The sequence below is a fragment of the Methylobacterium symbioticum genome (assembly GCF_902141845.1).
GTDB classification, from domain to species: domain Bacteria; phylum Pseudomonadota; class Alphaproteobacteria; order Rhizobiales; family Beijerinckiaceae; genus Methylobacterium; species Methylobacterium symbioticum.
The window spans coordinates 71,123-81,307 of the sequence record NZ_CABFPH010000014.1 but is presented as its reverse complement, the minus strand read 5'-3'; the positions used below and the strand labels follow the sequence as shown (position 1 = coordinate 81,307).

The window sequence follows — 10,185 nt, the reverse complement described above, 5'->3', positions numbered from 1 at the left end:
TCCAGGAGCGCGTCAGGGATGTGGGGTGCTTTGCGTCGTGCCATCGGGAACCTCCTTTGGGTCCACTATGGCCGCCCACACGAAATTCCTGACAGTCCCCGGCGTTCCGCCCGGACGCTAGGTGCCGATCATGTTCGACATGACGAAAGTGGTCGCTAACGCCCTGGGCGAACACCTCGCGCTCACGTACCAGCGCACCTTCGGCAGCCGAGAGCCGCGGTACGCCGAGATCATCGAGGCCTCCGCGCGGCTCATGATCGAGCGCATCGTCGGCAGCGACGCCCTCTACCACGACGGCGACCACACGACCCTCGTCACCCTCGTCGCCCAGGACATCCTGCGCGGCCGCTTCCTCCAGCGGGGCGTCACGCCCGAGGACTGGCTGCACATGATCGTGGCCGCCCTCTACCATGACATCGGATACGTGCGCGGCGTCTGCTCGGGCGACCGGGCGGACGCCTTCGTCATCGACGCCCAGGGCACGACCGTGAGCCTGCCGCGCGGCGCCTCGGACGCGGCGCTGGCGCCCCACCACATCGAGCGCTCGAAGCTGGTGGTGAAGGAACGCTTCGGCACGCACGACCTCGTCGATGCGGGACGGGTGATACGCGCCATCGAGCTGACCCGCTTCCCGGTCCCGCAGGACGACGAGCACCGAGAGACCGGCACGGAGGCAGGCCTGATGCGGGCCGCCGACCTGATCGGGCAGTTGGGCGACCCGCTCTACCCGCGCAAGCTGAACGCGCTCTTCCACGAGTTCGCCGAGGTCGGGCTCGACCGCCAACTGGGTTACGACAGCCCGGCCGACCTGGCTGAGCGCTACCCGGTCTTTTTCTGGGCGAAGGTCGAGCCGGTAATCGGCGATGCGACCCGCTTCCTGGACCTGACGGTCGAGGGGCGTGGATGGATGGCCAACCTCTACGCCCACGTGTTCGCGATGGAGCACGACCGCCGTCGAATGGGTCCGCATCCCGGCTGAAAGCAAGGAGGCCTGCCGTAGACTGCAATGCGCGCTTGTCTGGCAGCGGTCAGACCACACTCCGTCGCGGCGCGAACGTGTAACAAATACCGGGTAACGCTATGCGGCGCCCACTACCCCGACGGTCCATCTCCCTCAGGTTTCGTGCCGTGGACTAGCACGTCGAGCCGGTACTCGTCCGTCCTGTTCTGCCCGAAGACGCGCAGGAAGGCCCGTGTCTCTTCGATGAAGCGATCCGCCGCCTCGTCGCCAGTCAGCGGATAGTGGGTCTCCCCGGTCCAGTGAACCAGCACCACGTCCCCGCCCGGCCGGAGGCAGCCATGGACGCGCTTGGCCAAGCGCGCCACGTCGCCTGCGTCGAGGTAGTACACGACCTCCGAAAGCAGGATCAGGTCGAACGCGCCCTCCGGCCATTGGCCGGGCACCTGCGTGAGCTCGAATCGTACGTGCGACAGGTCCCTGCACCGTTCGCGGGCCCGCGCCAGAGCGCGTTCGGCCAGGTCAAGGCTGACGAGGGCATCGCAGCGTCGGGCGAGGGCCTCGGTCAGCACGCCGATGGAGCAGCCGACCTCCAGGGCAGAGGAGTAACGGTCCCGCGGCAGGGCATCGAGGGTCGCCGCGTACTTGGCTCGCTCGTAGTCGCTGGTCTCGAACTGCCAAGGATCCGGATCTGCGGCGTAGCGTTCGTCGAAGTAGCTCGACGGCAGGGAATGGGCGTGCCGGCTCATCGCGTTGACCTCAATTCGAACAGGTCGCCGGCGATGCCCCCGGCCCCGAGGATCTCGGCCGCCGCGGTGGCGAGCGCCCGGTCCGGTGCGGGCTGGCGCAGGTAGGTGGCGAGGTCGCGGGACAGCCGCTCCAGGGGATGCTCGCGCATGAAGCCCTGAAGGCCGACCGACCGCTGGGCGAGCTGCAGCACGTCGAGGCCGGCCTTCTCCACCGCCAGTCTCGCGAGGTTGACGAAGGCGACGATGCGGTCAGGCGCGAATTCGTCCTCGGCGACAAGACAGGCGGCACGCTCGACCCATCCCCGTGCGCCCTCCAGTGCGATGGCGCCTTCGCCGAGGCGGGCGAGCTGGTGCGGGTCGCCGCCGCGGCCGGTCGCGGCGAGATGCCCACGCCACGCGTCGAACACCGCCTCGATGCCGCCGAGCTGCACCGCCGCGAACCGCCACGCGCCGCCCGAGAAGACCGGCTGGCGATGGTAGTCGTCCCAACCGCCCAGGATCTCCTCCTCGGTGACGACTATATCCTCGAAGTCCACGGTGCCGGTCGCGGAGGCGCGCATGCCGTGCGCGCGCCAGCCAGTGAGGTCGGCGCGGCTGCCGGGCTCCAGCGGCACGACCAGCATCAAAGGCGAGGCGCCCGGCTCGTGCTTGACCGTCACCAGGGCGCGGGTGACGAAGCCGGCGCCCGACGCGAAGGTCTTCACGCCGCGGAGCCGGCGATCGTCCCCGAGCTTCAGGCAGTCGCCGGGCGGGTCGGTGTTCCAGACCCCGAACAGATGTCCGTCCCGCACATCCGCGAACAGGCGCGCGCGCTGCGTGGGCGTACCATACCGGGCGACGAGCTGGAGCGCGTTGACGTGCCCCTCGTAGATTCGGCCGAGCGCGAGGCTGCCGTACCCCACGAGCCGCAGCACCGTCGCGAACTCGGCCATGTCCGGTTCCTCGCCTAGGCCGAGGCCACCTTCATCGGAGGGAATGGGCGCGGTGAGCAGGCCGAGGCGAGCGAGGTCGGCGACGTCCTCAGCCGGGAAGCCGTCGTCGCGGTCCTGCCCGTCCGCGCGTGCCGCGGCCGCCGTCGCCACCTGCCTAGCGGCCGCGACCGCGTCGTAGGCCAGGTTAATCGGGATCCTCAGGTCCATCCGCCTTCCTCCCGTCAGGCCGCCGCGGCGGCGATCTCCTCGACCGTGCGTCCGGTCACGACCGAACGCGGTCGCTCCACCAGAATGTCCGGGTCGTCAGGTCCGCGGGCGGCCGCGTCGCGCGACTTGACCAGCAGCCAGGAAACATGCCGCTCGCGGGGCCGAGGTTTCATCCGCGTGAGACGCCAGCGGCCGGTCAACTTCTCGCCGTGCAGCGCGAAGGCGAGGGATCCGGACGCGAGTGCCGTCTCGGGATCGCCGTCCGGTGCCCAGGTGCCTTGGTCCCACAGCAGCACGACGCCGGCACCATAGTTGCCCGGCGCGATCACCCCCTCGTAATCGGCGTAGTCCAGGCCATGGTCCTCGACCTGGACGGCCAGGCGGCGCTCGCCCGCGACGAGGCTCGGGCCGCGCGTGACCGCCCAGCTCTTCAGGACGCCGCCGAGCTCCAGCCGGAAGTCGTAGTGCAGCCGGCGGGCGGCGTGCTTCTGCACGCGGTAGATCAAGGCACCGCCCTCAGGCATCGCCGGTCCGCTCGAAGGACGTCACGCCCAGGTCGCCCGCGGCGGTCCTTGCCCCCGTTGATCGGACCGAATGGCCGAGGCGTCGAGCGCCGCGCAGCAGGCAGGAGACCGCGTTCGCGAGGCGCGTGTGCCTCGCGAGTTCCCGCGGGCGAAGCGGGCGATAACCGAGCCGAGGGCTCGCGGCCTCGACCGCGGCGAGGATGGCGCCGAGCGTGGGCAAGCCGGCGATGATCCGCGCATCTTCGGCGCGGATGCCGAGCCACGGCGCCCAGAACGGGGTGCGGGCCAGCCGCCCGGTCGCTTGGAGCCGCCGGAGCCGTCGACGCCAGGCATACCGGAACACGGCCCGGGGCAGCGGCTCCAGGCGCGGGTCGCAGGGGCTCTCCGGCACCTCGCAGCGGAGCTTCATCGTGTCCGCCGCGCCGCCGGGCGCCCGGCCGTCGAGGCGGCCCGAGGTGACGACGAGGATGTCCGGGTCGTGACGCACCCGCGCGTCGCTCGACAGGAGCGAAGACACGAAGGCCTTGTCCTCGCCGACCGCCAGCGGCGGCATGCCCCCGACCTGTCGGTAGGTTTCGAGCCGGACCGCGAGCGTCGCCCCGGAGGTGGTCCAGTGCCGCGGCCAGGGATCGTGCGGCAGCGGGTCGATGAGGGCCTCGATCTCGATCAGCCGCGTCTCGTAGCCGCCTTCGAGGCGACCTCGCGCGTGCAGGGCGGCGGGCAGGCGCGCCGCGTCGGCCTCGTCGAGGGCGATCCGGCCGGCCACCGCATCGACCCCAGCCGCGACCGCGGCGAGGTTGCGGGCGACCCAGTCAGTCGGCACCCGGCTGTCCGCGTCCGTGGTGAGGATCAGGCCGTCGAAGGGCTCGCCCTCGTCCAACCAGTCGGCCGCTGCCTCCATCGCCTCACGCCGGGCCCATCCGGCGTTCGCTTCCGCATACTCGCGCTCGATCATACGGACGGGAATGCGCAGCGAAGGCAGCAGGCCTGCGACCACGTGTGCCGTCTCGTCGGTGCAGTTGTTGAGGAACAGCACCACGCCCAGCGCGCTTGCCCCGATGCCTCGCTGGGCGGCCAGCGCCTCCAGGCACGCGGCGATCCGCTCGGCCTCGTTCCGGACCGGGATGGCGACCACGCACCTGAGCGCGGGCGTCGGGTCCTGGCTCCCGAAAGCGTTCCCAGTCTCCATGTCACGACGGTCTCCGGCGGCCGCGTCAGGCTTGCTGGCGACCCGCAAAGCTAACCTGGGACAGGCGACTCCTTTCCTGGGGTTCAGTGCGACCAATACGACCGCGGTCCAGGGCAGCAGATGCAACCAGTCACGAGCCTTCTCGCCCTCAACTTCGCCCTGGCCGGTGCGCGCGAAGGCTTCGGGCCCTTCCTGGGCGTTTACCTGCAGCAGCGCGGCTTCGACCCGGCCGCGACCGGCTTCGCCATGGGCCTTGCCGGGCTCGCCGGCCTATTGGCGACGACGCCGGTCGGCGCGCTGATCGACCGTACGACGTACAAGCGTGCCGCCCTGGCCATGGCGGTGCTGGGCATCGCCGCGGGGGCGGTCGCCCTGGTCGCGACGGACAGCCTCTGGCTCATCGGTCTGTCGCAGTTGGTCATCGGTGTCGCCGACACCAGCATCGCGCCCTTGGTCGCGGCCGTGACGCTTGGCATCGTCGGGCAACAAGCCTACGGTCATCAGGTCTCCCGCAACGAGGCGTTCAACCACGCCGGCAACGCCGCCAACGCCGCCCTCTCCGGCGTGCTCGGCTACGCGCTCGGGCTCGGCTACGTGTCCATCGCCATCGTGGTCATGGCGGTCGCCTCGTGCGGCGTCCTGCTCGGCATCGACAAGGGCTGCATCGACCACGGCACGGCGCGCGGCGGCGAACAGGACGAGCGCTCGACGCTGCGCGTCCTGTTCGGGACTAAGCCGCTCCTGCTCCTGGCGGCCGCCGTGTTCGCCTACCAGACCGCGAACGGCGCCATGCTGCCGTTCCTCGCGCAGGCGCGCACAGCCTCGGGCGCCGACCCGAGCCTGACCACCGGCGTGATGACCGTCGTGTCCCAGGCCACGATGGTCGGCGCGGCGCTGCTGGCCGCGCGGGCTGCGCAGGGGCGTGGGCACGCCGGCGTGCTCTCCCTCGCCCTCGGGCTGGTCGTGGTCCGCGGCCTGCTAGCCGCGTTCGCGACATCCTGGTGGCTGGTCATCCCAGTCCAGGTCCTCGAAGGCCTGGCGATGGGGCTGGGCGGCGTCGCCATCCCGGCGCTCGTGGCCGAGATCATGGACGGCACCGGCCACGCCAATGCCGGGCTCGGCGGCGTCATGACCGCCTACGGCGCGGGCGCGACGGTAAGCCCGTTGCTGGCCGGCGTCGTCGCCCAATACCTCGGCTTCGCGGCATCGTTCGTCGTCCTGGCCGCCGTCGCCGCCGCCGGCTTGGCGGTGTGGATGGTCGGTCGCCGCGCGCTGGGCATGCACGGTCCGGCAGGTCAGACTGGCCGGGCGTCCGCCGAGCCGGCGTGACGGCTGGGATCTGGCGGCATGGATGCGCGGACCGGAGCGACGAGGTCGTGGGCGCGCGTTATGACGGGCTCCTTCCCGGCCTTCGTGCTGCTGCAGGGCTCGCTCTACGCTGCCTACGGCACCGAGTCCCCGTTCCTGCCGAGCTTCCTCGGCGAGCGCGGCCTGACCTCCGGTGAGATCGGCGTCGCGCTCGCGGCGGGTACGCTGATGCGCCTCGCCGCGGGCCCAGTGGCCGGGTACCTCGCCGACCGCTACGACGCCATGCGGGCCGTGCTCGGCGTCGCGGCCGCCGCCTCAGGGCTGATCGCCTTCGCCTACCTCGTCGGGTACGGCTTCTGGCCGCTGTTGGGAGTGAGCGTGCTGCACGCCAGCGCCATCGCCGCCCTGGCGCCGCTCGCCGACGCGCTCGCGCTCGGCGCCGCGGAGCGGGAGGGCACCTTCTCGTACGGCTGGGTCCGGGGCGCGGGCTCGGCGGCCTTCGTGCTCGGGACCCTGGTCTCGGGCCTGCTCGTCGCCCGGGCCGGCTTGGCGAGCATCATCGTGTCAAGCGGCCTCCTGTTCCTCGTCATGGCCGTCGCGACGGCTCGCGTCCCACCCGCCCCGGCGCGGGTCGGGCTGCCGAGCCTCGGCCTCGGCGGCCTCGGCGAGCTCTTGGCCCTCAAGCCGTTCCGGCGGATGCTCGTGGTGGCGGCGCTCGTGATCGGCAGCCACGCCCTGAACGACGGCTTCGCGGTGATCCGCTGGCGCGAGGCCGGGATCGGCCCGAGCGCGATCAGCCTGCTCTGGTCCGAGGCGGTCACGTCCGAGGTCCTCGTCTTCGTGCTTGCCGGCCCCTGGCTGCTGGCGCGCCTTGGGACGGCCCGGGTCGCGATGCTGGCCGCCGGCCTCGGCGTGGTGCGCTGGGCGGCCATGGCCTCGACGGCCGCGGTGCCGGTGCTCGCGGCCATCCAGCCGCTGCACGGGTTCACCTTCGCGCTTCTGCACCTCGCCGCCATGCAACTTATCGCCAGGGTCGTGCCGGAGCGCCTCTCGGCCAGCGCGCAGACGCTCTACGGCACGTTGGGCCTGGGCGTAGCCTCGGCGGTCCTAACCGCGGCGGGCGGCCTCCTCTACGGCGCGTTCGGCGCCGGAGCGTTCTGGGGCATGGCCGCGCTGTGCGCGCTGGCGCTGCCGCTCGCGGCGGGATTGGATGGCGCGATCCCTGGGCACCCGGAGGCCTGACGAACGCGATCCGGGCGCTAGCTGTCCGGGTGCGCATCCCTGCGCGGCCGGAGACCCGTGCCATGTTCATGAAGATCGACAAGCTCCTGACGGAGTTGCCGGAGCCCAAGAAGCCCGAGCCGAACGCCGCCGCCGCCCTGCAGGAGCTGCTCGGCGGCAAGTACGGCGAGATGTCGACGCTCGGAAACTACATGTTCCAGAGCTTCAACTTTCGCAACAAGGAGAAGCTGCGCCCCTTCTACAGCCTGGTGTCGAGCATCTTCGCCGAGGAGATCGGTCACGTCGAGCTCGTCTCGACCGGCATCGCGATGCTGAACAACGGTCCGGGCAACCCCAAGAAGGACGTCGACATCTCCAAGGCGCCGTTCGCCGAGATGCAGGACATCCGGCTCGCCGGCAGCTTCCTATCGAACGGCGGCGGCGCCATGCCGATGAACTCGAACGCCGCGTCCTGGAACATGGACATGGTCACGACCACCGGGAACCTGATCATCGACCTATTGCACAACTTCCACCTGGAATGCGGCGCGCGCATCCACAAGCTGCGGGTCTACGAAACCATGACCGAACCGACCGGTCGCGAGGTCTGCGGCTACCTGCTGGTGCGCGGCTCGCTGCACGCCCACGCCTACGCCCTGGCGCTGAAGAAGCTCACCGGCGTGGCCATCGAGCAGATGCTGCCGACCCCCAACATCGACCTTTCGCGCATCCCCGAGTGTCAGAAGTACCTCGATGAGGGCAAGCACCGGCGCCTCTACACCTTCAGTGAGTCGGACTACAAGGAAGCGGCCGGCGTCTGGTCGAACGACGAGGTGGCGCTACCCGGCGACCCGCCCGGCAACCTCGAAGTCGTTGACGGCGCGCCCGAGGGCGGCAAGATCCCGGAGCTCGACGGCAACTACGGGGCGTTCGCGCCGGACTACGCGCCGGAGGAGATCTTCGAGATCGCCAGCAAGCTCTACAAGAAGGGCCGCTGAGGTCATCCCGCTCGGTGCCGGCGTGAACCTGGTCGGCACCCGGCCGAAGTTTTCCCCGTGACACAAACGCCGCGAGGGCACCTTAGGGCGCCATCCACGGTTGTGCCTCCGTTGAGGTTCCCGGAGGCACAGCCGTCCTGGACGCAGGTTCGCCGTGCCAACACGGCGTCCAGGGGGGTCGGGTGTCGCGTCGAGATGAAAACGGACCGGACCAAGTCGACCTGCGGCTTCTCAAGGCTGCGGTCGAGGCGGCCGGCGAGGCCATCCTCATCACCTCTGCCGACCTCGACGAGCCTGGCCCGAGCATCCTCTATGCCAATCCCGCCTTCACCCGCCTCAGCGGATACGCCACGCACGAGGTTACCGGACGCAGTCCGCGCTTCCTGCAGGGGTCGGGGACCGACCGCGCCACGCTCGACCGGACGCGCGCCGCGCTGTCGGCCGGAGAAGCCTTCCAGGGCGAAACGCTCAATTACCGCAAGGATGGATCAGCATACTGGGTCGAGTGGCTGATCACGCCGGTCAAGAACGCCGACGGCCACATCACCCACTGGGTCTCGGCCCAGCGCGACGTCACCGAGCGCCGCGCCTACGAGGACCGGCAGGCGCTGATGGTGCGTGAGCTCCACCATCGGGTGAAGAACACGCTGGCCACGGTCCAGGCCGTCCTGAACGCGACCGTGCGCTCGTCACTCACGATGCCGGAGTTCACCCGCGCCTTCACCGGTCGGATTGTCTCGCTCGCAAGGACGCACGCGCTGATCACCGAGGACCAGGGGCAGGTTGCATCGTTCGAAGGGCTGCTCCGGGCCGAGCTCGACCCCTACAACGAGAACGGCCGCATAATGCTGCGTGGACCGCGGGTGCGGCTCCCCTCCGAACTAGCCGTGCCGGTCAGCATGGCCTTGCACGAGCTAACCACGAACGCGCTTCGCCACGGGGCGCTGGCGCACCCGGACGGCCGGGTCTCGGTGACGTGGACCGTCGAGGAAGGCGAGACGCGGCCGTGTCTGTCCTGGACCTGGGACGAGCACGACGGTCCTCCTCCCACGCTGCCAACCCGCGAGGGATTCGGCTCGCGCCTCCTCAACAAGATCTTGGTCGCGCAGACGGCGGCTCAGGTCGATGTGGCTTTCGATGCCGATGGCTTGCGGGTCAACGTCCGCGTCCCGCTCGAACACGTCTAGCGGTCCTGCGCGAACTCGACTGTGATGGGCGTTCGACGAAAAACGATTTGTTCTCCATCGCTGCTAATCCATGCTAATTTTCGACCACGACGGGTTTTCGTCGGTGGAGCGACTCCGATGTTTACCGCGTCCGAGCACCCGCTGTCGCCACTGCTGAAAAAGCTCGGAAGCCTCACCCGCCTCTCCGACCGAGACGAGCAAGCCATCCTGCACCTGCCGGCGTCGCCGCGGGTGTTCGCGGCAGGCCAGGACCTTGTGGGCGAGGGTGACCGACCCACCCGATGCTGGCTGATCGTCGAGGGCTGGGTGCAGCGCTACAAGGTACTTGACGAAGGCAAGCGCCAGATCTCCGCGTTCCACGTGGCCGGCGACATGCCGGACCTTCAGGGCCTGCACCTCTCGGTCATGGACCACAACTTGGGCGCGCTCACCAGGGTCACGGCCCTCTCCGTGCCGCACGAGGCGCTGCGCGAGCTCCTGCTGCGCATCCCCGAACTCAACGCCCCGTTCTGGCGCGACACCCTGGTGGACGCCGCCATCTTCCGCGAGTGGGTGGCCAACGTCGGGCGCCGACCGGCCTATCAGCGGCTCGCGCACCTGTTCTGCGAGCTGTACTTGAAACAGGTCGCGGTCGGCTTGGCCCGGGACGGCCGCTGCCCGATGCCGGTCACGCAAGTCGACCTCGCCGATGCGACCGGCCTGACCAGCGTCCACGTGAACCGCACGTTGCGCGAGCTTAGGCGCGATGGGTTGATCGAGCTCAGGGGCAAGCGGCTGGAGATCCCGGACTGGCCGCGGCTCGTGGCGGCGGCCAGCTTCAATCCCGCCTACCTGCATCTCGCCAGCCGCCCGACGGCCTGAATCACGGACGCAATCCAAGTTGTTGTGTCGTCTGGTGAGGCGGGGCAGCAT

10 protein-coding genes are annotated in these 10,185 nt (G+C 70.1%); 6 read left to right on the top strand and 4 right to left on the bottom strand.

Annotated elements, in window-relative coordinates:
• The first annotated feature begins 130 nt into the window (after positions 1-130).
• Positions 131-979: a hypothetical protein gene (locus MET9862_RS07590; RefSeq protein WP_059407748.1), complete on the top strand. Its 849-nt coding sequence runs from the start codon at positions 131-133 to the stop codon at positions 977-979.
• A 113-nt stretch (positions 980-1,092) separates the two neighbouring features.
• Here the strand turns inward: MET9862_RS07590 and MET9862_RS07585 are convergent, their stop codons facing one another.
• From MET9862_RS07585 to MET9862_RS07570, 4 genes are read right to left on the bottom strand one after another with little or no spacing between them, the layout of a single operon-like run.
• Positions 1,093-1,707 (bottom strand): class I SAM-dependent DNA methyltransferase, encoded by a 615-nt coding sequence (locus MET9862_RS07585; protein WP_059407750.1) that lies wholly within the window; start codon positions 1,705-1,707, stop codon positions 1,093-1,095.
• A complete protein-coding gene (locus MET9862_RS07580; protein WP_059407752.1) occupies positions 1,704-2,846 on the bottom strand; it encodes an acyl-CoA dehydrogenase family protein in 1,143 nt (380 codons plus the stop codon). The genes MET9862_RS07585 and MET9862_RS07580 overlap by 4 nt, the downstream gene beginning before the upstream one ends.
• A 14-nt stretch (positions 2,847-2,860) precedes the next feature.
• Positions 2,861-3,370: a DNA polymerase ligase N-terminal domain-containing protein gene (locus tag MET9862_RS07575; protein WP_059407754.1), complete on the bottom strand. Its 510-nt coding sequence runs from the start codon at positions 3,368-3,370 to the stop codon at positions 2,861-2,863.
• Positions 3,363-4,559 carry a glycosyltransferase family 2 protein gene (locus tag MET9862_RS07570; protein WP_059407756.1) on the bottom strand — a complete coding sequence of 399 codons (1,197 nt, stop codon included), beginning with the start codon at positions 4,557-4,559 and terminating at the stop codon, positions 3,363-3,365. The genes MET9862_RS07575 and MET9862_RS07570 overlap by 8 nt, the downstream gene beginning before the upstream one ends.
• A gap of 120 nt (positions 4,560-4,679) precedes the next feature.
• Between MET9862_RS07570 and MET9862_RS07565 the strand changes: the two genes are divergently transcribed.
• The 5 genes from MET9862_RS07565 to MET9862_RS07545 all read left to right on the top strand — a co-directional run bounded on the left by MET9862_RS07565 (position 4,680) and on the right by MET9862_RS07545 (position 10,134).
• A complete protein-coding gene (locus tag MET9862_RS07565) occupies positions 4,680-5,888 on the top strand; it encodes an MFS transporter (RefSeq protein ID WP_059407757.1) in 1,209 nt (402 codons plus the stop codon).
• Positions 5,889-5,948: 60 nt separating this feature from the next.
• Complete coding sequence (locus MET9862_RS07560; RefSeq protein WP_059407760.1) at positions 5,949-7,109, top strand: MFS transporter; 1,161 nt, start codon at positions 5,949-5,951, stop codon at positions 7,107-7,109.
• Positions 7,110-7,171: 62 nt separating this feature from the next.
• Complete coding sequence (locus MET9862_RS07555) at positions 7,172-8,086, top strand: manganese catalase family protein (protein ID WP_059407763.1); 915 nt, start codon at positions 7,172-7,174, stop codon at positions 8,084-8,086.
• A gap of 182 nt (positions 8,087-8,268) precedes the next feature.
• Positions 8,269-9,273: an HWE histidine kinase domain-containing protein gene (locus MET9862_RS07550; RefSeq protein ID WP_059407765.1), complete on the top strand. Its 1,005-nt coding sequence runs from the start codon at positions 8,269-8,271 to the stop codon at positions 9,271-9,273.
• Positions 9,274-9,390: 117 nt separating this feature from the next.
• The gene (locus MET9862_RS07545) at positions 9,391-10,134 is read left to right on the top strand and encodes a Crp/Fnr family transcriptional regulator (RefSeq protein WP_059407767.1); all 744 of its coding nucleotides are present in this window, start codon (positions 9,391-9,393) and stop codon (positions 10,132-10,134) included.
• The last annotated feature ends 51 nt before the right edge of the window (positions 10,135-10,185 follow it).

What these genes read in the sequence shown, in the direction of transcription:
- MET9862_RS07585 (WP_059407750.1), bottom strand. Translation starts at nt 1,707, where the DNA reads ATGAGCCGGCACGCCCATTCCCTGCCGTCGAGCTACTTCGACGAACGC.
- MET9862_RS07570 (WP_059407756.1), bottom strand. Translation starts at nt 4,559, where the DNA reads ATGGAGACTGGGAACGCTTTCGGGAGCCAGGACCCGACGCCCGCGCTC.
- MET9862_RS07555 (WP_059407763.1), top strand. Translation starts at nt 7,172, where the DNA reads ATGTTCATGAAGATCGACAAGCTCCTGACGGAGTTGCCGGAGCCCAAG.
- MET9862_RS07580 (WP_059407752.1), bottom strand. Translation starts at nt 2,846, where the DNA reads ATGGACCTGAGGATCCCGATTAACCTGGCCTACGACGCGGTCGCGGCC.
- MET9862_RS07575 (WP_059407754.1), bottom strand. Translation starts at nt 3,370, where the DNA reads ATGCCTGAGGGCGGTGCCTTGATCTACCGCGTGCAGAAGCACGCCGCC.
- MET9862_RS07565 (WP_059407757.1), top strand. Translation starts at nt 4,680, where the DNA reads ATGCAACCAGTCACGAGCCTTCTCGCCCTCAACTTCGCCCTGGCCGGT.
- MET9862_RS07545 (WP_059407767.1), top strand. Translation starts at nt 9,391, where the DNA reads ATGTTTACCGCGTCCGAGCACCCGCTGTCGCCACTGCTGAAAAAGCTC.
- MET9862_RS07590 (WP_059407748.1), top strand. Translation starts at nt 131, where the DNA reads ATGTTCGACATGACGAAAGTGGTCGCTAACGCCCTGGGCGAACACCTC.
- MET9862_RS07560 (WP_059407760.1), top strand. Translation starts at nt 5,949, where the DNA reads ATGACGGGCTCCTTCCCGGCCTTCGTGCTGCTGCAGGGCTCGCTCTAC.